This window comes from Serratia sp. 22278 (genome assembly GCF_052045405.1).
Classification (GTDB): Bacteria; Pseudomonadota; Gammaproteobacteria; order Enterobacterales; family Enterobacteriaceae; genus Serratia; species Serratia marcescens.
In genome coordinates this window covers 56,775-81,954 of the sequence record NZ_JBQEOW010000014.1, presented here as the reverse complement: position 1 = coordinate 81,954, position 25,180 = coordinate 56,775, and the positions used below count along the sequence as shown (strand labels likewise).

General features: G+C 60.3%; 27 protein-coding genes. 14 read left to right on the top strand and 13 right to left on the bottom strand.

Features of this window, described 5'->3' with window-relative positions; all coding sequences use genetic code 11:
• Positions 1 to 17: 17 nt before the first annotated feature.
• Entirely contained in the window at positions 18 to 1,202 is a 1,185-nt protein-coding gene (gene emrD, locus ACTJJ6_RS20585) for a multidrug efflux MFS transporter EmrD (protein ID WP_028128087.1), read from the bottom strand.
• A gap of 298 nt (positions 1,203 to 1,500) precedes the next feature.
• Here emrD and ACTJJ6_RS20580 point away from each other — a divergent pair, with 298 nt between their 5' ends.
• Positions 1,501 to 2,112 (top strand): helix-turn-helix transcriptional regulator, encoded by a 612-nt coding sequence (locus tag ACTJJ6_RS20580; RefSeq protein WP_016929711.1) that lies wholly within the window; start codon positions 1,501 to 1,503, stop codon positions 2,110 to 2,112.
• A 3-nt stretch (positions 2,113 to 2,115) separates the two neighbouring features.
• Positions 2,116 to 2,862, top strand: a complete 747-nt coding sequence (gene fpr, locus ACTJJ6_RS20575) for a ferredoxin--NADP(+) reductase (protein ID WP_004931107.1) — start codon at positions 2,116 to 2,118, stop codon at positions 2,860 to 2,862.
• Positions 2,863 to 2,873: 11 nt separating this feature from the next.
• On the opposite strand, the gene ACTJJ6_RS20570 is transcribed toward fpr, so the two are convergent.
• Positions 2,874 to 3,293, bottom strand: a complete 420-nt coding sequence (locus ACTJJ6_RS20570; RefSeq protein ID WP_016929710.1) for a DUF805 domain-containing protein — start codon at positions 3,291 to 3,293, stop codon at positions 2,874 to 2,876.
• 199 nt (positions 3,294 to 3,492) lie between these two features.
• Here ACTJJ6_RS20570 and ACTJJ6_RS20565 point away from each other — a divergent pair, with 199 nt between their 5' ends.
• Both ACTJJ6_RS20565 and tpiA read left to right on the top strand, forming a co-directional pair.
• Complete coding sequence (locus ACTJJ6_RS20565) at positions 3,493 to 4,077, top strand: DUF1454 family protein (RefSeq protein WP_016929709.1); 585 nt, start codon at positions 3,493 to 3,495, stop codon at positions 4,075 to 4,077.
• Positions 4,078 to 4,204: 127 nt separating this feature from the next.
• Entirely contained in the window at positions 4,205 to 4,972 is a 768-nt protein-coding gene (tpiA, locus tag ACTJJ6_RS20560) for a triose-phosphate isomerase (protein ID WP_004931113.1), read from the top strand.
• A 65-nt stretch (positions 4,973 to 5,037) separates the two neighbouring features.
• On the opposite strand, the gene ACTJJ6_RS20555 is transcribed toward tpiA, so the two are convergent.
• The 4 genes from ACTJJ6_RS20555 to cpxP all read right to left on the bottom strand — a co-directional run bounded on the left by ACTJJ6_RS20555 (position 5,038) and on the right by cpxP (position 8,922).
• Positions 5,038 to 6,027 carry a sulfate ABC transporter substrate-binding protein gene (locus ACTJJ6_RS20555; protein ID WP_028128085.1) on the bottom strand — a complete coding sequence of 330 codons (990 nt, stop codon included), beginning with the start codon at positions 6,025 to 6,027 and terminating at the stop codon, positions 5,038 to 5,040.
• 186 nt (positions 6,028 to 6,213) lie between these two features.
• Positions 6,214 to 7,176, bottom strand: a complete 963-nt coding sequence (gene pfkA, locus ACTJJ6_RS20550; RefSeq protein ID WP_004931116.1) for a 6-phosphofructokinase — start codon at positions 7,174 to 7,176, stop codon at positions 6,214 to 6,216.
• Positions 7,177 to 7,407: 231 nt separating this feature from the next.
• Entirely contained in the window at positions 7,408 to 8,310 is a 903-nt protein-coding gene (gene fieF / locus ACTJJ6_RS20545) for a CDF family cation-efflux transporter FieF (protein ID WP_033639141.1), read from the bottom strand.
• A gap of 132 nt (positions 8,311 to 8,442) precedes the next feature.
• Entirely contained in the window at positions 8,443 to 8,922 is a 480-nt protein-coding gene (gene cpxP, locus ACTJJ6_RS20540; protein WP_016929705.1) for a cell-envelope stress modulator CpxP, read from the bottom strand.
• 148 nt (positions 8,923 to 9,070) lie between these two features.
• On the opposite strand from cpxP, the gene cpxR reads away from it, so the two are divergent.
• The 5 genes from cpxR to ACTJJ6_RS20515 all read left to right on the top strand — a co-directional run bounded on the left by cpxR (position 9,071) and on the right by ACTJJ6_RS20515 (position 13,278).
• A complete protein-coding gene (cpxR, locus tag ACTJJ6_RS20535; RefSeq protein ID WP_004931124.1) occupies positions 9,071 to 9,769 on the top strand; it encodes an envelope stress response regulator transcription factor CpxR in 699 nt (232 codons plus the stop codon).
• Positions 9,766 to 11,160 carry an envelope stress sensor histidine kinase CpxA gene (gene cpxA / locus ACTJJ6_RS20530; protein WP_015379421.1) on the top strand — a complete coding sequence of 465 codons (1,395 nt, stop codon included), beginning with the start codon at positions 9,766 to 9,768 and terminating at the stop codon, positions 11,158 to 11,160. Before cpxR ends, cpxA begins: the two co-directional genes overlap by 4 nt.
• Positions 11,161 to 11,203: 43 nt before the next feature.
• Complete coding sequence (trmL, locus tag ACTJJ6_RS20525) at positions 11,204 to 11,677, top strand: tRNA (uridine(34)/cytosine(34)/5-carboxymethylaminomethyluridine(34)-2'-O)-methyltransferase TrmL (protein ID WP_004931130.1); 474 nt, start codon at positions 11,204 to 11,206, stop codon at positions 11,675 to 11,677.
• A gap of 51 nt (positions 11,678 to 11,728) precedes the next feature.
• Positions 11,729 to 12,502 (top strand): CHAD domain-containing protein, encoded by a 774-nt coding sequence (locus ACTJJ6_RS20520; protein WP_097101194.1) that lies wholly within the window; start codon positions 11,729 to 11,731, stop codon positions 12,500 to 12,502.
• A gap of 104 nt (positions 12,503 to 12,606) precedes the next feature.
• On the top strand, positions 12,607 to 13,278 hold the full coding sequence (locus tag ACTJJ6_RS20515) for a DUF3313 domain-containing protein (protein WP_097101192.1): 672 nt from the start codon (positions 12,607 to 12,609) through the stop codon (positions 13,276 to 13,278).
• Positions 13,279 to 13,339: 61 nt separating this feature from the next.
• Here ACTJJ6_RS20515 and cysE read toward each other — a convergent pair whose 3' ends face one another.
• The 5 genes from cysE to ACTJJ6_RS20490 all read right to left on the bottom strand — a co-directional run bounded on the left by cysE (position 13,340) and on the right by ACTJJ6_RS20490 (position 16,526).
• Positions 13,340 to 14,161 carry a serine O-acetyltransferase gene (gene cysE, locus ACTJJ6_RS20510; RefSeq protein ID WP_004931135.1) on the bottom strand — a complete coding sequence of 274 codons (822 nt, stop codon included), beginning with the start codon at positions 14,159 to 14,161 and terminating at the stop codon, positions 13,340 to 13,342.
• A gap of 106 nt (positions 14,162 to 14,267) precedes the next feature.
• The gene (gene gpsA, locus ACTJJ6_RS20505) at positions 14,268 to 15,287 is read right to left on the bottom strand and encodes an NAD(P)H-dependent glycerol-3-phosphate dehydrogenase (RefSeq protein ID WP_016929701.1); all 1,020 of its coding nucleotides are present in this window, start codon (positions 15,285 to 15,287) and stop codon (positions 14,268 to 14,270) included.
• Positions 15,287 to 15,757, bottom strand: coding sequence for a protein-export chaperone SecB (gene secB, locus ACTJJ6_RS20500; RefSeq protein ID WP_004931139.1), 471 nt, complete (start codon positions 15,755 to 15,757; stop codon positions 15,287 to 15,289). The genes gpsA and secB overlap by 1 nt, the downstream gene beginning before the upstream one ends.
• Before the next feature lie 57 nt (positions 15,758 to 15,814).
• On the bottom strand, positions 15,815 to 16,063 hold the full coding sequence (grxC, locus tag ACTJJ6_RS20495) for a glutaredoxin 3 (protein ID WP_004931142.1): 249 nt from the start codon (positions 16,061 to 16,063) through the stop codon (positions 15,815 to 15,817).
• 28 nt (positions 16,064 to 16,091) lie between these two features.
• The gene (locus ACTJJ6_RS20490; RefSeq protein WP_016929700.1) at positions 16,092 to 16,526 is read right to left on the bottom strand and encodes a rhodanese-like domain-containing protein; all 435 of its coding nucleotides are present in this window, start codon (positions 16,524 to 16,526) and stop codon (positions 16,092 to 16,094) included.
• Between the two features lie 297 nt (positions 16,527 to 16,823).
• Between ACTJJ6_RS20490 and gpmM the strand changes: the two genes are divergently transcribed.
• The 3 genes from gpmM to ACTJJ6_RS20475 are packed head-to-tail and all read left to right on the top strand — an operon-like array spanning position 16,824 to position 20,668.
• On the top strand, positions 16,824 to 18,368 hold the full coding sequence (gpmM, locus tag ACTJJ6_RS20485) for a 2,3-bisphosphoglycerate-independent phosphoglycerate mutase (protein ID WP_397609314.1): 1,545 nt from the start codon (positions 16,824 to 16,826) through the stop codon (positions 18,366 to 18,368).
• A 9-nt stretch (positions 18,369 to 18,377) separates the two neighbouring features.
• The gene (gene envC, locus ACTJJ6_RS20480; protein ID WP_028128084.1) at positions 18,378 to 19,712 is read left to right on the top strand and encodes a murein hydrolase activator EnvC; all 1,335 of its coding nucleotides are present in this window, start codon (positions 18,378 to 18,380) and stop codon (positions 19,710 to 19,712) included.
• A 2-nt stretch (positions 19,713 to 19,714) separates the two neighbouring features.
• Positions 19,715 to 20,668 (top strand): divergent polysaccharide deacetylase family protein, encoded by a 954-nt coding sequence (locus ACTJJ6_RS20475; RefSeq protein ID WP_016929698.1) that lies wholly within the window; start codon positions 19,715 to 19,717, stop codon positions 20,666 to 20,668.
• Positions 20,669 to 20,708: 40 nt separating this feature from the next.
• Here the strand turns inward: ACTJJ6_RS20475 and tdh are convergent, their stop codons facing one another.
• Together tdh and kbl are read right to left on the bottom strand one after the other, a co-directional pair.
• Positions 20,709 to 21,734: an L-threonine 3-dehydrogenase gene (gene tdh / locus ACTJJ6_RS20470; RefSeq protein ID WP_016929697.1), complete on the bottom strand. Its 1,026-nt coding sequence runs from the start codon at positions 21,732 to 21,734 to the stop codon at positions 20,709 to 20,711.
• Between the two features lie 9 nt (positions 21,735 to 21,743).
• Entirely contained in the window at positions 21,744 to 22,940 is a 1,197-nt protein-coding gene (gene kbl, locus ACTJJ6_RS20465; RefSeq protein ID WP_116404161.1) for a glycine C-acetyltransferase, read from the bottom strand.
• 240 nt (positions 22,941 to 23,180) lie between these two features.
• On the opposite strand from kbl, the gene rfaD reads away from it, so the two are divergent.
• Positions 23,181 to 24,110, top strand: coding sequence for an ADP-glyceromanno-heptose 6-epimerase (rfaD, locus tag ACTJJ6_RS20460; RefSeq protein ID WP_016929696.1), 930 nt, complete (start codon positions 23,181 to 23,183; stop codon positions 24,108 to 24,110).
• A gap of 22 nt (positions 24,111 to 24,132) precedes the next feature.
• Positions 24,133 to 25,179 (top strand): ADP-heptose--LPS heptosyltransferase RfaF, encoded by a 1,047-nt coding sequence (gene rfaF, locus ACTJJ6_RS20455; protein ID WP_016929695.1) that lies wholly within the window; start codon positions 24,133 to 24,135, stop codon positions 25,177 to 25,179.
• The last annotated feature ends 1 nt before the right edge of the window (position 25,180 follow it).

Below are 25,180 nucleotides of genomic sequence, written 5' to 3'. Positions count from 1 at the left end.
CGAATGGCGCCCTGTCGTTATGCGGTATGTCCTTGATGCTGCATACGATTGGACAGCGGCCACCAGCACAGCAGGATCAGCAGCGCCATCGCGAACATCAGCAAGCCGAGGCTGAACTGCCCGGTTTGCGGCAGCATGGCGGAAAGCCAGGTCGCCAGACCGGACCCCATGTTCTGCATGCCGCCCACCAATGCGCCCGCCGCGCCGGCCAGGTAAGGGAACGGCTCCATCGCCCCGGTGGTCGCCAGCGGGAACAGCATGCCGGCGCCGAAGAAGAACAATGCGGCCGGCACGATCAGCGTCCAGATGTTCATCACGCCGAACCAGCCCGGGATCCACATCATCGCCCCCGCCAGCAGGCAGCTAATCACCGAATGCCACATCAGCGTGTGGAAGGTCTTGCCGTCGCGCCCGGCGTACCAGGCGCCGAAAAACGCCGCCGGGATCGGCAGAATGAACAGGATGCTGACGGTCAGCCCACTCAGTCCCAACACGCCGCCCATCAACACGCCGCAGCTGGCCTCGAATACCGCAATCCCCGCCAGCGCGCCGATCAGCATCACCAGATAGCAGCTGAAGGTGCTGTCACCCAGCAGCTGGCGGAAACTGGCCAGCATGCGACGTTTTTCCGTTTGCACCGGACGGGTTTCCGGCAGCCAGCGGAACATGGCGAAGGCGACGCAGGCGCACAGCCCCAGCAGGAAGGCGTAGCAGGCGCGCCAGCCGAACACCATCGCCAATGCGCCGCCGATCACCGGCGCCAGCAGCGGGCTGACCAAAATCCCCATGTTCAACAGGCTGTTGGCGTAGCGCAGTGCGGTGCCGGCATACAGATCGCGCGGCATGGTGCGCGCCATCACGCCCGCCACGCCGGTGCCCATGCCCTGAATCGCGCTGGCGGCAACCAGCATCGTCAGGTTGGTGGACAGCAGTGCGCCCAGCGCACCGACCAGGAAGATCATCATGCCGGTCAGGATCACCGGGCGACGCCCGATACGATCCGATATCGGCCCGTAAATCAGCTGGGAGAAACCGTAGGTCAGCAGATACGCCGCCATCACCCGTTGCACAGCGCCGGTGCGAACCGACAGATCGTGGGCGATATCAGCAATCACGGGAACATAAATGGTTTGCGCCATCTGGCCGACGGCGACCAACAGGATAAGCATCACCAGCAGGTGAAAATTCTCTAGTTTTCTCATTATCTTCGTTAACGTTTCAACTCGTCACAGCGTCCCGGTATGGCCGTTGCAGCAGCCAGAACGGCGAGCAGCCCTCTATGGCGGCATAAGCTAATCAAATCTGATTTTTTTAGCGAGTTTCAGACAAATATTGATCCAGGTCACACTGGCAGCAAACCCGACCAGGCTCGTAAATTAAACTGTACGTCTAACGCTTTGGGGGTAAAAATTAGCGCGTTTGCAGTAGCTGCGCTTTAGCATTTAATCGATAATTATTTTCATCAACTTGAAATAAAATAACACCATAGGGATTTGGTTCATGAAAACACCTGAGCTGATTTTATTGCAGTTAAAGGCTCTCGGCCCGCACTCGGCCAAAATGCTGGCGGAGCGTCTGGACATCACGCCGATGGGCATCCGACAACATCTGCAATCCCTGGAAAAACGTGAGTTGGTTTGTTACGAAGAAGCGCGCAGCAAGGTCGGCCGCCCGACGCGCTACTGGTCGCTGACAGCGCGAGGGCACGCTTTTGCGGCCGCCGATCAGGAACGGCTGCGGGCATCCGCGCTGCGGCTGTTTGGCGGCGCCGGCGTGGAACCGTTGCTGAGCGCGCGCGAAGAGCAGCTTTATCTGCGTTATGCCGAAGAGCTGTCCGCCGAGCGCAGCCACCAAGAGCGGTTAGCCCGATTGGTGCGTCTGCGGCAACATGACGGTTACATGGCCGAATTGCTCGATCATCCACACGGTGCGCTGTTGGTGGAAAACCACTGTCCGATCGGCGTGGCCGGTTCCAACTGCAGCAGCCTGTGCAATTCCGAGCTGCAGCTGTTTCACCGCCTGTTCGGCAACGACTACCGGATAGAGCGCACCACGCACGCCATTTCCGGCTCACGACATTGTGCTTATTTGATTCGACCACGGGAGCTTTAGAGTATGGCTGAATGGGTAAACGGCAAGGTTACGCAGGTAAAACAATGGACCGACGGGCTGTTCAGCCTGGTGGTCAATGCCCCCATCGATCCTTTCACCGCCGGGCAATTCGCCAAACTGGCGCTGGAGATCGACGGCGAACGAGTGCAACGCGCTTACTCCTACGTCAATGCCCCCGATGACGCCAACCTGGAGTTCTATCTGGTGACGGTGCCGGAAGGCAAACTGAGCCCACGCCTCAATCAGCTGCGGCCAGGGTCGGATGTCATGGTGACCAAAGAAGCGGCCGGCTTCTTCGTGCTGGATGAGGTGCCCGACTGCGACACGCTGTGGATGCTGGCGACCGGCACCGCCATCGGCCCCTATTTATCGATTCTGCAGCAAGGCGTCGGCCTGGAACGCTTTAACAACCTGGTGCTGGTGCACGCCGCGCGTTTTGCGCGCGATCTGAGCTACCTGCCGCTGATGCAGCAATTGCAGCAACGCTACAACGGCAAGCTGCGCATCCAGACCGTCGTCAGCCGCGAAGAAACGCCCGGTTCACTGACCGGCCGCGTGCCGGCGCTGATCGAGGACGGCCGGCTGGAAGCGGCGATCGGCTTGACCATCGACGCCGAAACCAGCCACGTGATGCTGTGCGGCAACCCGCAGATGGTGCGGGACACCCAGCAAACGCTGAAAGACCATCGCCAGATGCGCAAACACCTGCGCCGCAAACCGGGCCACATCACCAGCGAACACTACTGGTAACCCAAAGGGGATCAGCGGAACTTCACCGGTTCGGCTTCCGGGCCGAACCGATTGTCTCCCGGCGTGCCGACGAAGGCGCCCAGATCGATCATCATCATCACGATAATCAGCGTCGGGATGAAACGCCCGACGCCCCATTGCCAGATCGGCGCCAGCATTTGCCAGTTGCCCGCCGCCAGCATCCACGCCAGGATCAGCAGCAGCGCCCACCAGCCAGCCTTGTTGCGATCGTGCAGACGTTTGACCAGCACCGCCGCCGTCGGCCACAGCAGCGCCACGATAAAGAAGGCGATGGATTGGATGGCGATCAATTGATAATTGGCCAGCGTAAACGCCGCCGCCATCAGCACCAGCCACAGCCCCATCCAGATCCAGAAGTCGCGCCGCCCGATGCGGCCCTTAAAAGAAAAACACCACTGTTGTAACGTCATCGATTCCTGCGCTCTAAGCCTGCCCATATTCTGCGCCGCAGTGTAACATAGGCGCTGCCGGGCCGAGTTTTCCGCCTTGCATAACGCGGTGCGCCGCACAGCTTTCTCGTCAGCGAACCGATAATGGCGCGGGATCTTTGACAAGGCCCGCGAGTTATCGCTTTAATCGGAGCCATCTTTGTCCTTGATGCCATACGCCATGCTGAGAAAAACCCTCGTCATTGCCTGTCTGTTGCAGGCCGCCGCCAGCGCCTGGGCCAATCCGCCGCCCGCCGATGCAACGCCCGCCGCACCTTACCTGCTGGCCGGCGCGCCGACGTTCGATCTGACGGTGGTCAAATTCCGCGAAAAATACAATCGCGACAACCCGAAGCTGCCGATTGGCGAATTCCGCGCCATTCCGGCCACCGAAGACGATTCGCCGCTGCTGACGCGCGCCGCCAGCAAACTCAACGAAAACCTGTATGCCTCCACCGCGCTGGAGAAAGGCACCGGCAAAATCAAAACGTTGCAGATCACTCACCTGCCGCTGCAACAGGCCAATGAAGAAAAAGCCGCGCGCGCCATCGCCATCAACTACATGGCGGCGCTGATGCGCCAGTTCGAACCGGCGTTGACGGTGGAGCAGAGCCAGAACAAGGTGAACAGCCTGCTGGAAAAAGGCAAAGGATCGCGCTTTTACCAACAGCAGGTCGGCGCCATTCGCTATGTCGTCTCGGACAACGGCGATAAAGGCGTAACCTTCGCGGTTGAACCGATTAAGCTGGCGCTTTCCGAGCCGTAACGGCGCGGCATTTAATGACGAAAAGCAAAGCCTTCGCGCTTAATGATCTCTATACTGTTGGGCAGGTAAACTGCCGGTCCGGCAGTTGTCATTTCGACTCTCGCGTTCCCTAGTTGGAGGAAAAAACATGCGTCATCCATTAGTTATGGGTAACTGGAAGCTTAACGGCAGCACTCACATGGTCAACGAACTGATCGCCGGTCTGCGCAATGAGCTGAGCAGCGTTGACGGCTGTGGCGTCGCCATCGCCCCGCCGGTGATGTATCTGGATCAGGCCAAGCACGCGCTGGCCGGCAGCCGCATCGCGCTGGGCGCGCAGAACGTGGACGTTAACCTGTCCGGCGCCTTCACCGGTGAAGTTTCCGCCAACATGCTGAAAGACGTCGGCGCCCAGTACATCATCATCGGCCACTCCGAGCGTCGCACCTACCACAAGGAAAGCGACGAAGTCATCGCCGAGAAATTCGCCGTGCTGAAAGAAGCCGGCCTGATCCCGGTGCTGTGCATCGGTGAAACCGAAGCGGAAAACGCCGCGGGCAAAACTGAAGAAGTGTGCGCGCGCCAGATCGACGCCGTGCTGAAAACGCTGGGCGCACCGGCGATGAAAGGCACCGTGATCGCCTATGAGCCGGTCTGGGCCATCGGTACCGGCAAATCCGCCACCCCTGCGCAGGCGCAGGCCGTGCACAAATTTATCCGCGATCACATCGCCAAGCACGATGCCGCGGTTGCCGCTGAAATCATCATCCAGTACGGCGGTTCGGTGAACGACAAGAACGCCGCAGAGCTGTTCTCCCAGCCGGACATCGATGGCGCGCTGGTTGGCGGCGCCTCGCTGAAAGCCGACGCTTTCGCCGTGATCGTCAAAGCCGCCGCAGCAGCGAAAAAAGCCTGATTGCCCTAGGCTTGCCATAAAAAAACCCCGGCTTGCCGGGGTTTTTTATTGCCACTTAAACGGCATCAACGTTTGCTGATTTCGTCGAATACGCCGCCGGTGGCGAAGTGCACCTTCTGCGCTTCGGTCCAGCCGCCGAAAGTGTCATCCACGGTGAACAACTTCAGCTGCGGGAACTGCCCGGCGAACTTGGCCGCCACCGCCGCATCGCGCGGGCGATAATAGTTCTGCGCCGCAATAGTCTGCCCTTCCGGTGAATACAGATACTTCAGGTAGGCGGTCGCCACCTCGCGGGTACCGCGTTTATCGACCACCTTATCCACCACCGACACCGTCGGTTCGGCCAGGATTGATTCGCTCGGCGTAATAATCTCGAACTTGTCTTTGCCCAGCTCTTTCTCCGCCAGCAGCGCTTCGTTTTCCCAGGCGATCAACACGTCGCCGATGCCGCGCTCAACGAAGGTGTTGGTCGAGCCGCGCGCGCCGGAATCCAGCACCTCAACGTTCTTGTACAGGTTTTTGACGAAGTCCTGCGCCTTGGCCTTATCGTTGTTATTGTGATGCAACGCGTAGCCCCAGGCGGCCAGGTAGTTCCAGCGGGCGCCGCCGGAAGTTTTCGGATTCGGAGTGATCACCGACACGCCCGGCTTGATTAAATCAGGCCAGTCATGAATCTGTTTCGGGTTGCCTTTGCGCACCAGGAAGACGATGGTCGAGGTGTAAGGCGCCGAGTTGTCCGGCAGGCGTTTGATCCAGTCTTTCTCGATGCGCCCGCGTTCGGCGATGGCGTCGACGTCATAGGCCAGCGCCAGCGTCACCACGTCAGCCTCGATGCCGTTGATCACCGAGGTCGCCTGTTTGCCGGAACCGCCGTGCGACTGGCGCACCGTCACCTTGTCGCCGGTTTCCGCCTGGTAGTGCTTGCTGAACGCCGTGTTGTAAGCCTGATAGAACTCACGCGTCGGATCGTATGACACGTTCAGCAACTGAATATCCTTCGCCATGGCGCCGGACGCCAACAGCACCAATGTCAGACCTACACCCCATTTACGCATCGACAGGCTCTCCCAGAAAATTAAGCGCAACCTCAATCGGTTGATTTAGCATCAGAGCCTGCCAGAAACTTTCCCGGCAACTAAAGAATAAAAAATTTTGGGATAGATGATTCTGGAATATGTCACCGGCGAGCATAAAAAAGCCCCCGGGAGCGGAGGCTTTTTTGTCGTGCGGTGAGCGGCGTATCAGTACAGCTTTTTCGCCGTTTCCAGCCAGTCGCCCTTGAACGGACGCTTCATGTTTTCGATCGCGTCGATGATGTCGTGGTGCACCATTTTTTCGTTCTGGATACCGACGCAGCGGCCGCCGTACCCCTGCAGCAGCAGTTCGATGGCGTAGGCGCCCATGCGCGAGGCCAGGATGCGGTCATAGGCGACCGGCGAACCGCCGCGCTGAATGTGGCCCAGCACGGTGGCGCGGGTTTCACGCTTGGTTTCCTGCTCAATGTGGCGCGCCAGCTCATCGATGTCGCAGATGTGCTCGGTGATCGCCACGATGGCGTGTTTTTTGCCTTTGGCGATACCGGCCTTGATTTCGCACACCAGATCTTCGCGGTTGAATTCGATTTCAGGCAGTACGATGAACTCGCAGCCGCCGGCAATCGCCGCCGCCAGCGTCAGATCGCCGCAGTAACGGCCCATCACTTCCACGATAGAGATACGCTGGTGCGACGAGGAGGTATCGCGCAGGCGGTCGATCGCTTCCACCACGGTTTCCAGCGCGGTGAAGTAACCGATGGTGTAGTCGGTACCGGCGACATCGTTATCGATGGTGCCCGGCAGACCGATGCACGGGAAGCCTTCTTCCGTCAGGCGTTTGGCGCCCATGTAGGAACCGTCGCCGCCGATCACCACCAGCGCGTCGATGCCGCGATTCTTCAGGTTTTCAATCGCCTTGGCGCGCACGTTTTCATCCCTGAATTCCGGGAAGCGGGCCGAGCCGAGGAAGGTGCCGCCGCGGTTGATCATGTCGGACACGCTATAACGGTCCAGCTGCTCCATGCGATCTTCGTACAAGCCAAGGTAGCCATCGTAAATACCAAAAACTTCCAGACCTTCTGAAAGCGCAGAACGCACAACGCCGCGGATTGCAGCGTTCATACCCGGCGAATCACCGCCGCTCGTCAGTACACCGATTTTCTTGATCATGACTACCTCTGAACTGTGTAGATGCAATTTCTTAAGAATTCTGTCTCCGCCGATCGTCTTGAAACCTCTCCGGCTGCAGAAAACCAGCTTTATGGCTTATTGCTGGATATTATATCAAAAACACCCAGCTGAATTGATTCAAGTCACGCAATATAACGGTTAAAACACCGCATGGCACGCTGAGCTAACTCAGATATTCATGATAATACTTCGATCTGTGCCTCTATCTGATTATAGCTCCCAATGCCCCTGCCTACCCGGCGGCACCACGGAGCATGGATCCAGGTGAATGATGACGTCCGCCCCCGCAAAACGGTGCCGCAACGCCTGTTCCACCTGATCGGCCAACCGATGCGCCTCGCGCAGCGGCAGCGTGTCGTCCATCTCAAGATGCAGTTGGATAAAACGCGTCGGCCCTGACTGCCGCGTGCGCAGATCGTGCGCGCCTTTCACCCCGGGCCAGGAGGAAACCACGGCGATAATCGCCTGGCGCTCGTCATCCGGCAACGCCCGATCCAACAGCGACTGCACCGCTTCGTAGCCCATGCGCAGCGCGCTATACAGGATGTAAACGCCGATGCCCAGCGCAAACAGCGCATCCGCCCGCTGGAAGCCGTACCAGCTTAGCCCAAGAGCGATAAGAATAGCACCATTCATCATGACATCTGACTGATAATGCAGCATATCTGCGCGCACGGCCTGGCTGCGCGTTTTTCTGACCACCCAGCGTTGATAGGTGACCAGCATCAGGGTGCTGACTAACGCGATCACCGTCACGACGACCCCAACGCCGGGATCGCGCAGCGTTTGCGGCGCATACAGATGCTGGAAGCCGGTGAGAAACAGAAACAGGGCGGAACCGGAAATAAACATGCTTTGCGCCAGCGCCGCCAGCGACTCCGCTTTGCCGTGGCCGAAGGTGTGCTCGGCATCGGCCGGCTGCAGCGAATAGCGCACCACCAGAAGGTTGGTCAGCGATGCCGCGATATCGACCAGCGAATCCACCAGCGCCGCCAGCAGGCTGACCGAACCGGTGTGGTACCAGGCGACGATTTTGATCAACAACAGCGACGACGCCAGCGCGGTAGCGGCCAACGCAGCGGACTTTACCAGGCGTGCATAGCGCTGTTCCATTGAGGGATCCCGGTCAAAAGGTATGGCGCTCAATATAGCGAAATGTCGGATAAAAAAAACCCCGCCATCATGGCGGGGAAGACAGGGATGGTGTCTATGGCAAGGAAAAACAGGGGACTACTCAGTCGTACTTCACTTCTGGGCAGAAGCTTGCTGCAAACCAGAAATTTGCTGCTCCATCTGCTGCATGCGCTGCTGATGTTTCTGGTCTAAAACACTTTTTTGCTCTGGCGTCAGCAGGTTATACATTTGGTTGCGCACCCGGGCCATTTCGACCTGGCGCTTGACCTGCTGTTGGGCCATCTTTTCCGCCTGGGCATACACGGCGGCTTCGTCAAATTTCTCTGCGGTCACCAGTTTATGCATGGCTTCCATTTCAGCTACATTGACACCAGGCAGATCGTGCCGGGCCTGGCGCATCAAATCGCGCATTTGCTGGCGCTGCTGTTCGCTGAGGCTGACACCGTCGAACATATGGTGCTGGCCGGGTACTCGGGTCATCGCGTCGTTGCCGGGAGGTTGAGCTGTGTCCGGTATAGTGTCGGCAGCGAAGGCAGCGGTCGAACCAATTGCCAGCAGTGATGCCATAACTAATGCGGTCACCTTACGCATTTCAACTCCTCAAGCTTTCTCACTTTGCGAATCAACGAGGAGCAGTGTACCGCCACACCTGAAAACCTGCGTCAGTGCATGTAAAACTACGTAAAGTCATGGAATGGCAACAGTTGATGACGTATTTTGCGTCTGGAGGTAAATCATAATGAACAAGATTCTGTTAGTTGACGACGACCGCGAGTTGACCTCGCTGTTAAAAGAACTGCTTGAAATGGAAGGTTTTAATATCGTCGTCGCGCACGATGGCGAGCAGGCGTTGTCGCTGCTGGACAGCTCCGTCGATCTGCTGCTGCTCGACATCATGATGCCGAAGAAAAACGGCATCGATACGTTGAAAGAACTGCGCCAACATCACCAGACGCCGGTCATCATGCTGACCGCGCGCGGCAGCGAACTGGACCGCGTGTTGGGCCTGGAGCTGGGCGCCGATGATTACCTGCCGAAACCCTTCAACGATCGCGAACTGGTCGCGCGCATTCGCGCCATTCTGCGCCGTTCCAACTGGAGCGAACAGCAGCAGCAGGTCGACAGCGGCGCCCCGACGCTGGATGTCGATGGCCTGCAGCTGAACCCCGGCCGCCAGGAGGCCAGCTTCGACGGCCAGGTGCTGGATCTGACCGGCACCGAGTTCACCCTGCTGTATCTGCTGGCGCAGCATCTCGGCCAGGTGGTATCGCGCGAACTGCTGAGCCAGGAAGTGCTGGGCAAACGCCTGACCCCGTTCGATCGCGCCATCGACATGCATATCTCCAACCTGCGGCGTAAGCTGCCGGATCGCAAAGACGGGCATCCGTGGTTCAAAACCCTGCGCGGGCGTGGTTATTTGATGGTATCTGCAACATGATCAACAGTTTGACGGCACGCATCTTCGCCATTTTCTGGTTCACGTTAGCCCTGGTGCTAATGCTGGTGCTGATGGTGCCCAAGCTCGACTCCCGCCAGATGACCTCATTGCTCGACAGCGAGCAGCGGCAGGGGTTGATGCTGGAACAGCACGTCGAGGCCGAGTTGCAAAACGATCCGGCCAACGATCTGATGTGGTGGCGCCGCCTGTTCCGCGCCATCGACAAATGGGCGCCGCCGGGCCAGCGCCTGCTGCTGGTCACCAGCGAAGGCCGGGTGATCGGCGCGCAGCGCAACGAAATGCAGATCGTCCGCAACTTCATCGGCCAATCCGACAACTCGGATCATCCCAAGAAGAAAAAGTACGGCCGCGTCGAGCTGGTCGGGCCGTTCGCGGTGCGCGACGGCGAAGACAACTACCAGCTGTACCTGATCCGTCCCGCCAACAGCCCGCAATCCGATTTCATCAACCTGATGTTCGACCGGCCGCTGCTGCTGCTGATCGTCACCATGCTGATCAGCGCCCCGCTGCTGCTGTGGCTGGCCTGGAGCCTGGCGAAACCGGCTCGCAAGCTGAAGAACGCCGCCGATGACGTGGCGCGCGGCAACCTGAAGCAGCATCCGGAACTGGAGGCCGGCCCGCAGGAGTTCCTGGCCACCGGCGCCAGTTTCAACCAGATGGTCAGCGCGCTGGAACGCATGATGAACGCCCAGCAACGGCTGATCTCGGACATCTCGCACGAGCTGCGCACGCCGCTGACTCGCCTGCAGCTGGCCACCGCGCTGATGCGCCGCCGCCACGGCGAAGGCCACGAGCTGGCGCGCATCGAAACCGAAGCGCAACGGCTGGATTCGATGATCAACGATCTGCTGGCGCTGTCGCGCGGGCAGCAGAAGGGCGAGCTGGCGCGCGAGCAGTTGAAGGCCAACGAACTGTGGGCCGACGTGCTGGATAACGCCCGTTTCGAAGCCGAACAGATGGGCAAGCAGTTGGAGATCGCTGCGCCGCCCGGCCCGTGGACGCTGTTCGGCAACGCGAGCGCGCTGGACAGCGCGTTGGAAAACATCGTGCGCAACGCCCTGCGGTATTCACACACCCGCATTGCCGTGGCGTTCAGCGCTGACAATCAGGGCGTGACCATCCAGGTTGACGACGACGGCCCGGGCGTCAGCGCCGAAGACCGCGAGCAGATCTTCCGTCCGTTCTACCGCACCGATGAGGCGCGCGACCGTGAGTCCGGCGGCACCGGCCTTGGCCTGGCTATCGTCGAGGCGGCGGTCAATCAGCATCGCGGCTGGGTAAAGGCCGAAGACAGCCCGCTTGGCGGTCTGCGGCTGGTGCTGTGGCTGCCGCTGCATCATCAACGCCTATCGTCTAAGACAGAACAGTAAGAGTTTGCTATCCTGCGCCCCTCGTTCACGAGGGGCCTGCAACATGCTGAACATCGTTTTATTTGAACCCGAAATTCCACCCAATACCGGCAATATCATCCGCCTGTGCGCCAATACCGGCTTTAATCTGCACCTGATCGAACCGCTGGGTTTCCCGTGGGACGACAAGCGCCTGCGCCGCGCCGGGCTGGACTATCATGAGTTCACCCGCGTTAGCCGTCATGCCGATTACGCCGCCTTTCTCGCCGCCGAAAACCCGCAGCGGCTGTTTGCCCTCACCACCAAGGGCACGCCGGCGCACAGCGCCGTCAGCTACCAGGCCGGCGACTACCTGCTGTTCGGCCCGGAAACGCGCGGGTTGCCTGCCGACATCCTCGATGCGCTGCCTGCGCAGCAAAAAATCCGCATCCCGATGCAGGCGCAAAGCCGCAGCATGAACCTGTCGAATGCCGTATCGGTAGTGGTGTATGAAGCCTGGCGGCAGCTGGACTATGCCGGTGCGCTGATCAAGGCGTAATTCGCGACGTCGCGCCATACTGGAAAGGTTAACCCCTTCCAGGCACGGCACATGGCTTTCGTCGCAGAGATTGTCACCCAGTTTCGCCGGCTCGAACCGGCGCTGAACGAGGCGCTGTTGCGGCTGCAACAGGCGCAAGACAGCGAAGCGCTGCACGACTTGCGCGTCTGCCTGCGCCGCATTCGCAGCCTGCTGCGTCCGTTGCGCGGCTGCCCCGGCGCAACCCGGCTCGATCGGGACGCCGCCGAATTAGGCAAGCTCACGACGCCGCTGCGCGATCTCGAGGTGCTGATCGCCGAGCTGGCGCGTCATCGCCTCGACTGGCAGGCCAACGCGCGCCAGAGCGAACTTCGGGCCCGCTGCCGTCAACTGCTCGCTCATCCGCAGCTCATTGGCTTTCCCTCGCTTTTGCACGCCTGGCCGCGCCGCTTTCGCCGCACCGCGCGGCGCGGCGCCAAACACCGCCTGAATAGACGCCTGCAGCGCCAGCAGCGGCAATTGCGCCGGGCATTGGCCGATACCGGCTACGATCGCCATCGCCTGCGGCTGCTGATAAAACGCCTGCGTTACGCGGCTGAAGCCTATCCGCAGCACCTTCCCCTCTCTCCCGCCGCGATGGCGAGCCTGAAAGCGGCGCAAAACGCCCTCGGTGACTGGCACGATCGGGAGATCTGGTGCCTGCAGGCAGAACATCAGGCGGATCTCTGGCCCTTGTTGCCCCGGTGGCAAGCTGAGCAACGCCAGGCGCTGGTCAGAGCGGACGCCTTGCTCGCCGCCTTATCACCGGCACTGGCGGCGAAAACCGGCGGCGCATCACGATCCTGAAAAAAGGCCGCAGCAGGGCACGCCCGGCCCCGAAAATGCCCGATGAGGCGCAGATAATGCGCTATGTTTTGTAAGGGTAATCACCACTCATCATAGGAAACCACATGAAAAAACAACGCTTGAGCGTTGCCATGGCCGTTCTGGCAGCGGGCCTGTTGCTGGCGGGCTGTTCGTCCAAAGTCACCCAAACGTCGCAATATTCGGGCTTCTTGTCCGATTACAGCAAACTGCAGGAAACCACCTCACCAAGCGGTCATAAAACGCTGCGCTGGGTAGATCCAAGCTACAAGGAATCCAACTATCGCGGCATCTATTTCCAACCGGTAGTCTATTTCCCGGCGGAGAAACCCACGGCGCGCGTCAGCCAGGACACGCTGAACAAGATTAAGGCCTACGCGACCCAGCGAATCAAAACCGCGCTGCAGAACCGCTTTACCATTCTGCCAAGCCCGACGGGCTCGCGCGTTCTGGTGGCCAAACTCGCCATCACCGCCGTTTCGGCCGAAAACGAAGACATGAAGTTCTATGAGGTGGTGCCGGTCGCGGCGGTGGTTGCCAGCACTATGGCGGCTACCGGGCACCGGACGCAAAATACCGCGCTGTATATCGAAGGCGAGTTGATCGACCAGGATACCGGTAAAACGGTGCTGGAAGTGGTACGCAAGGCCTACGGTAAAACCGTCAACAACGACAGCACGCCGGTCACGGCGGATGACGTCAAGGCGGCGATCGACGACATCGTTACCGATATCACCAACTTCCCTAAGCAGGGCTGACCGCCGCCTGAAAAACACAGGGGGAGCCGAAGCTCCCCCTGAATGGATACGCAAACGGCGTTCAAATGCCGTCGCCGTACTCGAAGCCGTGATTGGTGCCGTTGAAGTATTGGTCCATATCCATCGACGGCGTATCGCTCTCCGGCCGCCCGACGATGCGCGCCGGCACGCCGGCGGCGGTGGTGTGCGGAGGTATCGCCTGCAAGACCACCGAGCCCGCGCCGATCTTCGCGCCCTTGCCCACTTCGATATTGCCGAGAATTTTGGCGCCTGCGCCAATCATCACCCCTTCACGGATTTTCGGATGACGGTCGCCGCTGGTTTTACCGGTACCGCCCAGGGTGACCGACTGCAGGATAGAGACATTGTTCTCCACCACCGCCGTTTCACCGATCACGATGCCGGTGGCGTGGTCGAGCATGATGCCGCAACCGATGGTCGCCGCCGGGTGGATGTCCACGCCGAAGGCGACGGAAATTTGATTTTGCAGGTAGATCGCCAGCGCCTGCCGCCCTTGCTGCCACAGCCAGTGACCGATGCGGTAAGCCTGCAGCGCATGGAACCCCTTCAGGTAAAGCAGCGGCGTGGAGTATTTATCGACCGCCGGGTCGCGCAGGCGCACCGCGAGGATATCGCGCGCCGCCGAAACGATCATCTGGTTGTCAGACTTGTAGGCCTCTTCCACCACCTCGCGCACCGCGATGGCGGGCATGATCGGCGTGGCCAGCTTGTTGGCCAGCATATAGCTGAGCGCGCTGCCCAGATTCTCGTGCTTGAGCAACGTCGCATGGAAAAAGCTGGCCAGCATCGGTTCACAATCAGCCAGTGCTCGCGCTTCTGATTTAATGCTGTTCCAGACCTGTTCCAACTCTTCTGACGACATCACATACCCCTTTACCTTGCCAAACGGGCCGCTTCACACGGTAGCGCGAAGCGGCCCAGGTCATTTGCGGGGTCAGCATTCAGCTGCCCCGACATATCGTTTTATGTCACGCGCTGGGTTTTTCGTCCTTTCGGGCTCGCCCCAGCAGGCTCAGCGCCGCTTCGCGGGCGTCCTTGTGGCAGTAAAGCACCTGATAAATCTGTTCGGTGATCGGCATTTCCACACCGTGCCGCTGCGCCAACGCCAACACCTCTTTGGTATTGCGATAGCCCTCGACCACCTGACCGATACTGTCCTGCGCTTCCTGCACGCCTTTACCCTGCCCCAGCATAATGCCGAAGCGACGGTTGCGCGACTGGTTGTCCGTGCAGGTTAGCACCAGATCCCCCAGCCCCGCCATGCCCATGAACGTCGAAGGATCGGCGCCCAGCGCAGAACCCAGACGGCTCATTTCCGCCAGCCCGCGTGTAATCAACGCGGTACGGGCGTTGGCGCCGAAACCGATGCCGTCGGACATGCCGGCGCCGATGGCGATCACGTTCTTCACCGCGCCGCCAAGCTGCACGCCGATGAAGTCGGGATTGCTGTAGACGCGGAAGCTCTTGCCGCAGTGCAGCAGCTGTTGCAGATCGTCGGCGAACTGCGCATCGGTCGCCGCCAGCGCGATCGCCGTCGGCAGGCCGGCGGCCAGCTCTTTGGCGAACGTCGGCCCGGAGAGCACCGCCAGCGGGATCGTCTCGCCCAGCGCCTCACGCGCCACGTCCTGCAGCAACCGACCGGTTTCCGCTTCCAATCCCTTGGTGGCCCACACGATGCGGGCGTCCGGGCGCAGATGCGGCTTCAGCTGGCGCAGCACGTCGCCGAACACGTGGCTCGGCACCACCACCAGCACGTCGCGGCTGGCGGCCAGCGCACGCGCCAAATCGGCTTCAAGCAGCAGGGTATCGGGGAAGGGAACGTCGGGCAGAAACGCCTGATTGCAGCGATCGTGCTGCAACGTTTGAATTTGCGCGGGGTTGTGCCCCCACAGCACTACGGAATGGCCGTTACGCGCCAGCGTAATGGCCAATGCGGTGCCGTACGAGCCGGCACCGATAACAGTCATTGAAGCATTGACGGTGTTCATCAGGCATCCTGATGTGGTGCGGCACCTTCGCCTTCCGCCTGCTGCTGCAGATAGTTCATGAACAGCGCGTCAAAGTTGACCGGTGCCAGATTCAGCTGCGGGAAGGTGCCGCGGGAAACCAGGCTGGTGATGCACTCGCGCGCATACGGGAACAGGATGTTCGGGCAGTATGCGCCCAGGCAATGCGCCAGCTGCGTGCCTTCGATGCCTGCTACCGAGAAGATGCCCGCCTGTTGCACTTCGCACAGGAACGCCGTCTCTTCGCCCAGGGTCGCCGTCACGGTTACGCGCAGTACCACTTCATACACTTCGTCAGCCAGCTGGCTGGACGCGGTATCCAGATCAAGTTTAACTTCCGGCTGCCATTCCTGCTGGAAAACCTGCGGCGCGTTCGGCGCTTCGAAGGAGATATCCTTGGTATAGATACGTTGGATCTGGAAAGCCATTTCGGTGCTGTTTTGTTCTGACATGTGAGTAATACCCTTGGTTAAACGTCCTTATTGACACTCGGTGAACCGGCAAGCTGCTTAAAGCAGCGGATCCAGGCCGCCGCGAGCATCGAGTTCATATAAATCATCACAGCCGCCGATATGCCGGCCGTCGATGAAAATCTGCGGCACGGTAGTGCGCCCGCTGCGCTCGATCATCACTTCGCGCTTGGCGTTATCGCCGTCGATGGCGATCTCGTTAAACGCCGCGCCCTTGCTGTTCAACAGCGCCTTGGCGCGATGGCAGAACGGACAGGTCGCTTTGGTGTAGATATCAATGTTAGCCATGGATTGCCACCTCAAATAGGTTAAACGGTTACTTACCGCGCACCAGCGGCAGGTTTTCTCCGCTCCAGCCGGCGATACCGTCTTTCAGCATCGTCACCTTTTCAAAACCGGCCTTGCTCAGGTTCTCCGCCGGCTCGCGGGAGGCGGTGCCGTTGGCGCATACGACGATGATCGGCTGCGCTTTGTGTTTTTCCAGCTCGCCCAGGCTGCCGCTTTTGATTTCGCTGGCGGTCAGGTTAATGGCGCTGGCCAGGTGACCACGGCGGAAATCGTCGCGGCTGCGGGTGTCGACCACCACGGCTTCTTCTTTGTTGATCAGGCGGATAGCTTCACCGCGGGCGATCTCTTTGACCTTGGAGAAACGGCTTTTGAAAGTCATGACGATCACGGCGACCAGCAGAGCGATCCAAGCCAGGCTCAGAATCGGGTGTCTGCTTACGAATGGCATAATTTCTTGCAGCATGGGGTGTAACAACTCCCGTCAGTTAAGGGATAAATAAGTCAAGGTTCCAGAGTATACCTGCCGAGTGCGGCAAATACAGCCAATAAGCAAGCGCGATTGTAGAAACTGCGGGCTGCGCTGAGAAATTCCCGAGGTCAGAGCATAAAAGCCCGCGCGATTCGCCGCAACCTTGATCTCTTTGGGCTATTTCTCGCCGGTGGCGATGTAAAATCAGCCGGTTTTTCGAGGGCGAATAGCCATGCTTGCGGCGGGCGCATGGCTATTCGCAGCTTAAAAAGTTCATAAGAGGTCAATGCAATGTCGAACAACAAAAAACCGATGGTACTGGTGATCCTGGACGGTTACGGCCACCGTGAAGAGCGGCAGGACAACGCGATCCTGAACGCCAGCACCCCGGTGATGGATCGCCTGTGGCGGGAGCAGCCGCATACGCTGATCGCCGCCTCCGGGCTGGATGTCGGCCTGCCCGATGGGCAAATGGGCAACTCCGAAGTCGGCCACGTCAATCTGGGCGCCGGGCGCATCGTGTACCAGGATCTGACCCGGTTGGACAAAGCGATCGCCGACGGCGACTTCTTCGCCAACCCGGTGCTGACCGCCGCCGTGGATAAGGCCGTGGCGGCTGGCAAGGCGGTGCATATCATGGGCCTGCTGTCGCCGGGCGGCGTGCACAGCCATGACGAGCACATCCTGGCCATGATTAAACTGGCCGCTCAGCGCGGCGCCAAAGCCATTTATCTGCATGCCTTCCTCGACGGGCGCGACACGCCGCCGCGCAGCGCCGAAGCCCCGTTGCAGCGCTGCCGCGAGGCCTTCGCCACGCTGGGCGTCGGGCGCATCGCTTCACTCATTGGGCGCTACTACGCCATGGATCGCGACAACCGTTGGGATCGCGTGCAGCTGGCCTATGACCTGCTGACCGCGGCCAAAGGCGACTCCGTGGCCGACGATGCGGTCGCCGGCCTGCAGGCCGCTTATCAGCGCGGTGAAAACGACGAGTTCGTCAGACCGACCGTGATCCGCGCCGCCGGCGAGGCCGATGCCGCGATGCAGGACGGCGACGCGTTGATCTTCATGAACTTCCGCGCTGACCGCGCGCGCCAGATCACCCGCGCCTTCGTGAACGCGGATTTCGACGGTTTCCCGCGCGCCAAACAGGTGCAGTTCGGCGATTTCGTGATGCTGACCGAGTACGCCGCCGACATCGCGACCGCCTGCGCCTATCCGCCGGCGCCGCTGGCCAACACCTTCGGCGAATGGCTGATGAAGCACGACAAAACCCAGCTGCGCATCTCGGAAACCGAAAAATATGCCCACGTCACCTTCTTCTATAACGGCGGCGTGGAAGCGCCATTCAAAGGGGAAGACCGCGTGCTGGTCAATTCGCCGAAGGTCGCCACCTACGATTTGCAGCCTGAGATGAGCGCCGCCGAGCTGACCGACAAACTGTTGAGCGCCATTCGCAGCGGCAAATACGACGCCATCATCTGCAACTACCCGAACGGCGACATGGTGGGGCATACCGGCGTGTATGACGCGGCGGTCAAAGCGGTGGAAACGCTGGACGCCTGCATCGCTCAGGTGGTTGACGCGGTGCGCGACGTCGACGGTCAGCTGCTGATCACCGCCGATCACGGCAACGCCGAGCAGATGCGCGATCCGGCCACCGGCCAGGCGCACACCGCCCACACCAGCCTGCCGGTGCCGCTGATTTACGTCGGCAAACCGGCGCGCGCGGTCGAAGGCGGCAAGCTTTCGGACATCGCGCCAACCCTGTTAACGCTGATGGGAATGGAAATCCCGCAAGAGATGACTGGTAAGCCGCTGTTCATCGTGGAATAATCCTTCTCCATGAGGGAGAAGGCGTTTTTTGCACTATCAAGGGTAACCCGAAGCGCAAACGCAGGCAGCCGGCCGCTGCCTGAACGCACCGCGCCAAGGACGTTCACCGCCATGTGCGCCAGCGTATTTTGCGCTGGCGTCTTGCTGTTGCCGCTCGCCGGCCAGGCGGCGGAAGACAATAAATCCCAGTTGAAAGACATCCAGCAGAGCATCGCCGAGAAAGAAAAAGCGGTGAAGCAGCAGCAGCAGCAACGCAGCTCGCTGCAGGATCAGCTGCGTCAACAGGAAAAAACCATCGCCCAGGCCAGCCGCCAGTTGCGCGACACCCAGGGCACGCTCACCCAGTTGGGCAAGGACATTTCCGGCCTGAACGCCTCGATAGCCAAACTGCAAAAGCAGCAATCGACCCAGCAAAACCTCCTCGCCAAACAGCTCGACGCCGCCTTCCGACAAGGGCAGCACAGCGCCGTTCAGCTGATCCTCAGCGGTGAAGAAAGCCAGCGCAGCGAACGTATTCTGGCCTATTTCGGCTATCTGAATGAAGCGCGCCAGAAAACCATCGAAGAGTTGAAACAGACCCGCGCCGAGCTGGCGAAGCAAAAAACCACGCTGGTGGCTAAACAGGGCCAGCAAAAATCCTTACTGAGCGAACAACAGACACAGCAGCAGAAGCTGGAGCAGGCGCGCGGCGCCCGCAAGAAAACGCTGACCGCGCTGGAAGCTTCGCTGGAAAAAGACCAACAACGCCTGGTGGAACTGCGCCAAAACGAAGCCCGCATGCGCGACAAGATCGCTCGGGCGGAGCGCGAAGCCCGTGCGCGCGCCGAACGCGAAGCGCGTGAAGCGGCCAAAGTGCGCGAACAGGTGCGCATCAAGGAACAGCAGGCGAAGAAAACCGGCACCACCTACAAACCTAGCGAAGCCGATCGCTCGCTGATGGCGCGAACCGGCGGCCTCGGCCGTCCGGCCGGCCAGCTGATGTGGCCGGTGCGCGGCCGCACGCTGCACGGCTTTGGCGAGCAGCAGCAGGGCGAGCTACGCTGGAAAGGCATGGTGATCGAAGCCCGCGAAGGCAGCGAAGTGAAAGCCGTCGCCGATGGCCGCGTGCTGCTGGCCGACTGGCTGCAAGGCTATGGCCTGATGGTGGTGGTCGAACACGGTAAAGGCGACATGAGCGTGTACGGCTACAACCAAAGCGCGTTGGTCAACGTCGGGGCGCAGGTGCGCGCCGGCCAGCCGATCGCACTGGTCGGCACCAGCGGCGGCCAGGGAACGCCGTCGCTCTATTTCGAAATCCGTCGTCAGGGACAGGCGGTTAACCCACTGCCGTGGTTGGGAAGATAGATTTGCGTTATGTCAAAACCCGTACAGCTTTGTTAATCGGCTGTCTGCTGCAGGTTTACGCTGCGCAGGCAGGAAAACTCTCCATCGTCATCGATGACGTGGGCTACCGCCCTCACGAAGAAAACGCGGTGCTGCAAATGCCGACGGCGATCTCGGTCGCAGTCTTGCCCAACGCGCCGCATGCCCGCCTGATGGCCACCCGCGCCCACAGCCAGGGCCGCGAAGTCTTGATCCACATGCCGATGGCGCCGCTCAGCAAGCAGCCGCTGGAGCGCGATACCCTGCAGCCTGCCATGAGCAGCGACGAGATCCAGCGCATCATCCGCAACGCAGTGAACAACGTGCCCTACGCGGTCGGCATGAACAACCACATGGGCAGCGCCATGACCTCCAGCCTGCCGGGCATGCAGAAAGTGATGCAGGCGCTCGAAAGCTACCGCCTGTACTTCCTCGACAGCATGACCATCGGCAGCAGCCAGGCGACCCGCGCCGCGGCCGGCACCGGCGTGAAGGTGATCAAACGCAGGGTGTTCCTCGACGATACCGCGAACGAAGCCGACATCCGCCGCCAGTTCAACCGCGCGGTCGAATTGGCGCGGCGCAACGGATCCGCCATCGCCATCGGCCACCCGCGCCCGGCGACGGTGAAGGTGCTGCAGCAGATGCTGCCGTCGCTGCCCGCCGATATCGTGCTGGTCAAACCGAGCGCGCTGCTGAACGAACCGCAGGGCAACGGCGGTGGCAGCTACGTCCCGCCGCCGGTCAAACCGCAAAAACCGCAGCCGAAGAATCCGTTCAGCGGCGGCATCAAGCAGTGCAAGGTCAAACCGCCGAAGGAAAAAACCAACGCCGGCACCGCGCTGGGCGTTATCGCCGACAGCATTGCCACCTCGCCGCCGGTGAACTTCATCAAGCGTCATTGGCAACACTGGACGCAAGCCAAACCGCAAGCATAAAAAAGGGCCGGAATTCCGGCCCTTTTCACATTTGCCGAGATTAATCCCAGCTCAGCACCACTTTGCCCGACTTGCCGGAGCGCATGGCGTCGAAGCCCTGCTGGAACTCGTCGATCGAGAAACGGTGGGTGATGATCGGGGTCAAATCCAGACCGGACTGGATCAGCGCCGCCATCTTGTACCAGGTTTCGAACATTTCACGGCCGTAAATCCCTTTGATAAACAGCCCCTTGAAGATGACCTGATTCCAGTCGATCGACATATCCGAAGGCGGAATGCCCAGCATGGCGATACGCCCGCCGTGGTTCATCGCATTAAGCAGCGTGCGGAACGCCGGCGGCGCGCCGGACATTTCCAAACCGACGTCGAACCCTTCGGTCATGCCCAGCTCGGCCATCACGTCGCTGAGGTTTTCCTTGCTGACGTTCACCGCACGGGTCACACCCATCTTGCGCGCCAGTTCCAGGCGGTATTCGTTAACATCGGTGATCACCACATGGCGAGCGCCGACGTGTTTGCACACCGCCGCCGCCATGATGCCGATCGGGCCGGCGCCGGACACCAGCACGTCTTCCCCGACCAGATCGAACGACAGTGCGGTGTGCACCGCGTTACCGAACGGATCGAAGATCGAAGCCAGCTCGTCGGAGATGTTATCCGGGATCTTGAAGGCGTTGAACGCCGGGATCACCAGGTATTCCGCGAAGCTGCCCGGACGGTTCACGCCCACGCCGACGGTGTTGCGGCACAGGTGCGTGCGGCCGCCGCGGCAGTTGCGGCAGTGCCCGCAGGTGATGTGGCCTTCGCCGGACACGCGATCGCCGATGCTGAAGCCTTTGACTTCCTGACCGATCGCCACCACTTCGCCCACATATTCATGGCCGACCACCATCGGAACCGGAATGGTTTTTTGCGACCACTCGTCCCAGTTGTAGATATGCACATCGGTGCCGCAGATCGCGGTTTTGCGGATTTTGATCATGATGTCGTTGTGGCCCAGCTCCGGCTGAGGCACGTCGGTCATCCAAATCCCTTCTTCCGCTTTCAGTTTTGACAGTGCTTTCATGGTTTTACCTTATGCAATAACGCCAAGATCCTTACCGATACGTGTAAACGCCGCCACTGCGCGTTCGATTTGCTCCGGGGTGTGGTCAGCGGACATCTGGGTACGGATGCGCGCCTGGCCTTTCGGCACCACCGGATAGAAGAAACCGGTCACATAGATGCCTTCCTTGAGCAACGCATTGGCGAATTCCTGCGCCAGCTTCGCCTCACCCAGCATCACCGGGATGATGGCATGATCGGCGCCGGCCAACGTGAAGCCGGCGGCGGTCATTTTTTCGCGGAACAGACGCGCGTTGGCCCACAGGCGATCGCGCAGGGCATCGCCCTCTTCCAGCAGTTCCAGCACTTTGATCGACGCGGCGACGATCGCCGGCGCCAGCGAGTTGGAGAACAGGTACGGGCGCGAACGCTGGCGCAGCCACTCCACCACTTCTTTCTTGGCGGCGGTGTAGCCGCCGGACGCGCCGCCCAGCGCTTTGCCTAACGTACCGGTGATGATATCGACGCGGCCCATCACTTCGCAGTATTCATGGGTGCCGCGCCCGTTGGCGCCGACAAAGCCCACCGCGTGAGAGTCATCCACCATCACCAGCGCCTGGTATTCGTCCGCCAGATCGCAAACCCCTTTCAGGTTGGCGATCACGCCGTCCATCGAGAAGACGCCGTCAGTGGCGATCAGGATGTGACGCGCGCCGTCGGCTTTGGCCTGCTTCAGCTGCGCGGCCAGCTCGGTCATGTCGTTATTGGCATAGCGATAGCGCTTGGCCTTGCACAGGCGCACGCCGTCGATGATCGACGCGTGGTTCAGCGCATCGGAGATAATGGCGTCTTCCGGGCCGAGCAGGGTTTCGAACAGCCCGCCGTTGGCGTCGAAGCAAGAGGAGTACAGGATCGCGTCTTCCATGCCCAAAAAGGTCGCCAGTTTCTGTTCCAGCTGCTTGTGGCTGTCCTGGGTGCCGCAGATGAAGCGCACCGACGCCATGCCGAAACCGTGGCTGTCCATGCCAGACTTGGCGGCGGCGATCAGCGCCGGGTGGTTGGCCAGGCCCAGGTAGTTATTGGCGCAGAAGTTGATCACATGGCTGCCGTCGGCGACGGCGATATCCGCCTGTTGCGCGGAGGTGATGATGCGTTCTTCCTTGAACAGCCCTTCACTGCGCGTGGCGGCAAGCTGTTGTTCCAACTGCTGATAAAAAGACGCTGACATTCGGTTATCTCCAGGATTGGGCTATTTGCGGCATATTTTACTGATTTGTAACCAAACTGACGAGAATGCGCGGGAGAGAATATTAAAATTGCAGCAGATATCACGGCAAACGGCGGACTTCAATGGCAATGCGGGATATTCGGAGCCCTTCCGCTGTTTGCCGCGGCATGAAATGCTATTATAACCGCCATTGAGCGTGGGGCATTGTGCCCCGCCAGGCAGCTTAGCAGGGGTAACCCAATGATTATCGTCACAGGCGGCGCCGGCATGATCGGCAGCAACATCATTAAGGCACTGAACGACAAGGGATATCGCGATATCCTGGTGGTGGATAACCTGAAAGACGGCACCAAGTTCGTCAACCTGGTCGATCTGGACATCGCCGACTATATCGATAAAGAAGACTTTATCGCCAGCATCGTGGCCGGCGACGATCTGGGCGATATCGAAGCGGTGTTCCACGAAGGCGCCTGCTCCGCGACCACCGAGTGGGACGGCAAGTACATGATGGACAATAACTATCAGTACTCCAAAGACCTGCTGCATTACTGCCTGGATCGCGAAATCCCGTTCTTGTATGCCTCCTCCGCCGCCACTTACGGCGGCCGCGAAGAGTTCATCGAAGAGCGTGAGTATGAAGCGCCGCTCAACGTGTACGGCTACTCCAAATTCCTGTTCGATCAGTACGTGCGCGAGATCCTGCCGGAAGCGGACTCGCAGATCTGCGGCTTCCGCTACTTCAACGTTTATGGCCCGCGCGAAGGGCACAAAGGCAGCATGGCCAGCGTCGCCTTCCACCTGAATACCCAGATCAACCGCGGCGAAAACCCGAAACTGTTCGCCGGCAGCGAAAACTTCAAGCGTGACTTCATCTACGTCGGCGACGTGGCGGCGGTTAACCTGTGGTTCTGGGAAACCGGCAAATCCGGCATCTTCAACTGCGGCACCGGCCGAGCGGAAACCTTCCAGGCGGTAGCCGACGCGGTGGTGGACTTCCACCAGAAAGGCGCTGTGGAATACATCGAGTTCCCGGAGAAGCTGAAAGGCCGCTATCAGGCGTACACCCAGGCCGATCTGACCAAGCTGCGCGCCGCCGGCTACGACGCACCGTTCAAAACGGTCGCCGAAGGCGTGAAAGAGTACATGGCCTGGTTGAACCGCACCGCATAAGCTGAAGGAATTAACGCTGGGTATGAAAATACTGGTTATCGGCCCTTCTTGGGTTGGCGACATGATGATGTCGCAAAGTCTCTATCGCACCCTGAAGGCCGAATACCCGTCGGCGGAGATCGATGTGATGGCACCGGCCTGGTGCCGCCCGTTGCTGGCGCGCATGCCGGAAGTCAATCAGGCGCTGGCGATGCCGCTGGGCCACGGCGCGCTGGGGCTCGGCGAGCGCCGCCGCCTGGGGCGTGCTCTGCGCGCCAACCGTTACGATCGCGCTTACGTTCTGCCCAACTCGTTCAAATCCGCGCTGGTGCCCTTCTTCGCCGATATCCCGCAGCGCACCGGTTGGCGGGGCGAAATGCGTTACGGCCTGCTGAACGATGTCCGCGTGCTCGACAAGGCCGCCTTCCCGCTGATGGTGCAACGCTATGTGGCGCTGGCCTATGACAAAGGGCGCATTCAGCGCGCCGACGATCTGCCGCAGCCGCTGCTGTGGCCACGGCTGCAGGTGAGCGACGAAGAGATCGCCGACACCACCGCGGCCTTCAACCTGACCGACAGCCGCCCGATCGTCGGCTTCTGCCCGGGCGCAGAATTCGGTCCCGCCAAGCGCTGGCCGCACTATCACTACGCGGCGCTGGCACAACGGCTGATCGAGAGCGGCTATCAAATCGCGCTGTTCGGTTCGGCGAAAGACCATGAGGCCGGCGAACAGATCCGCGCCGCGCTGCAGGAAGACGCCCGCGATTTCTGCCTTAACCTGGCCGGAAAAACCCAGCTGGAGCAAGCAGTTATCCTTATCGCAGCCTGCCGGGCGGTGGTCAGCAACGACTCCGGTTTAATGCACGTTGCCGCAGCGTTGAACAAACCGCTGATAGCCTTGTACGGCCCAAGCAGCCCCGACTTCACGCCGCCGCTTTCCGACAAGGCGCGGGTCATTCGTCTGATCAGCGGCTACCACAAGGTGCGTAAGGGCGATGCCGAGCAGGGATACCACCAAAGTTTGATCGATATTCAGCCGCAGCAAGTGTTGGACGCGCTGACGCCGTTACTTGTCGCCAGCGAGGAATAAT

Bases quoted from the DNA above. Each gene is read 5' to 3' on its own strand.
- emrD (WP_028128087.1), bottom strand. From the start codon at position 1,202: ATGAGAAAACTAGAGAATTTTCACCTGCTGGTGATGCTTATCCTGTTG.
- ACTJJ6_RS20580 (WP_016929711.1), top strand. From the start codon at position 1,501: ATGAAAACACCTGAGCTGATTTTATTGCAGTTAAAGGCTCTCGGCCCG.
- fpr (WP_004931107.1), top strand. From the start codon at position 2,116: ATGGCTGAATGGGTAAACGGCAAGGTTACGCAGGTAAAACAATGGACC.
- ACTJJ6_RS20570 (WP_016929710.1), bottom strand. From the start codon at position 3,293: ATGACGTTACAACAGTGGTGTTTTTCTTTTAAGGGCCGCATCGGGCGG.
- ACTJJ6_RS20565 (WP_016929709.1), top strand. From the start codon at position 3,493: ATGCTGAGAAAAACCCTCGTCATTGCCTGTCTGTTGCAGGCCGCCGCC.
- tpiA (WP_004931113.1), top strand. From the start codon at position 4,205: ATGCGTCATCCATTAGTTATGGGTAACTGGAAGCTTAACGGCAGCACT.
- ACTJJ6_RS20555 (WP_028128085.1), bottom strand. From the start codon at position 6,027: ATGCGTAAATGGGGTGTAGGTCTGACATTGGTGCTGTTGGCGTCCGGC.
- pfkA (WP_004931116.1), bottom strand. From the start codon at position 7,176: ATGATCAAGAAAATCGGTGTACTGACGAGCGGCGGTGATTCGCCGGGT.
- fieF (WP_033639141.1), bottom strand. From the start codon at position 8,310: ATGGAACAGCGCTATGCACGCCTGGTAAAGTCCGCTGCGTTGGCCGCT.
- cpxP (WP_016929705.1), bottom strand. From the start codon at position 8,922: ATGCGTAAGGTGACCGCATTAGTTATGGCATCACTGCTGGCAATTGGT.
- cpxR (WP_004931124.1), top strand. From the start codon at position 9,071: ATGAACAAGATTCTGTTAGTTGACGACGACCGCGAGTTGACCTCGCTG.
- cpxA (WP_015379421.1), top strand. From the start codon at position 9,766: ATGATCAACAGTTTGACGGCACGCATCTTCGCCATTTTCTGGTTCACG.
- trmL (WP_004931130.1), top strand. From the start codon at position 11,204: ATGCTGAACATCGTTTTATTTGAACCCGAAATTCCACCCAATACCGGC.
- ACTJJ6_RS20520 (WP_097101194.1), top strand. From the start codon at position 11,729: ATGGCTTTCGTCGCAGAGATTGTCACCCAGTTTCGCCGGCTCGAACCG.
- ACTJJ6_RS20515 (WP_097101192.1), top strand. From the start codon at position 12,607: ATGAAAAAACAACGCTTGAGCGTTGCCATGGCCGTTCTGGCAGCGGGC.
- cysE (WP_004931135.1), bottom strand. From the start codon at position 14,161: ATGTCGTCAGAAGAGTTGGAACAGGTCTGGAACAGCATTAAATCAGAA.
- gpsA (WP_016929701.1), bottom strand. From the start codon at position 15,287: ATGAACACCGTCAATGCTTCAATGACTGTTATCGGTGCCGGCTCGTAC.
- secB (WP_004931139.1), bottom strand. From the start codon at position 15,757: ATGTCAGAACAAAACAGCACCGAAATGGCTTTCCAGATCCAACGTATC.
- grxC (WP_004931142.1), bottom strand. From the start codon at position 16,063: ATGGCTAACATTGATATCTACACCAAAGCGACCTGTCCGTTCTGCCAT.
- ACTJJ6_RS20490 (WP_016929700.1), bottom strand. From the start codon at position 16,526: ATGCTGCAAGAAATTATGCCATTCGTAAGCAGACACCCGATTCTGAGC.
- gpmM (WP_397609314.1), top strand. From the start codon at position 16,824: ATGTCGAACAACAAAAAACCGATGGTACTGGTGATCCTGGACGGTTAC.
- envC (WP_028128084.1), top strand. From the start codon at position 18,378: ATGAGGGAGAAGGCGTTTTTTGCACTATCAAGGGTAACCCGAAGCGCA.
- tdh (WP_016929697.1), bottom strand. From the start codon at position 21,734: ATGAAAGCACTGTCAAAACTGAAAGCGGAAGAAGGGATTTGGATGACC.
- kbl (WP_116404161.1), bottom strand. From the start codon at position 22,940: ATGTCAGCGTCTTTTTATCAGCAGTTGGAACAACAGCTTGCCGCCACG.
- rfaD (WP_016929696.1), top strand. From the start codon at position 23,181: ATGATTATCGTCACAGGCGGCGCCGGCATGATCGGCAGCAACATCATT.
- rfaF (WP_016929695.1), top strand. From the start codon at position 24,133: ATGAAAATACTGGTTATCGGCCCTTCTTGGGTTGGCGACATGATGATG.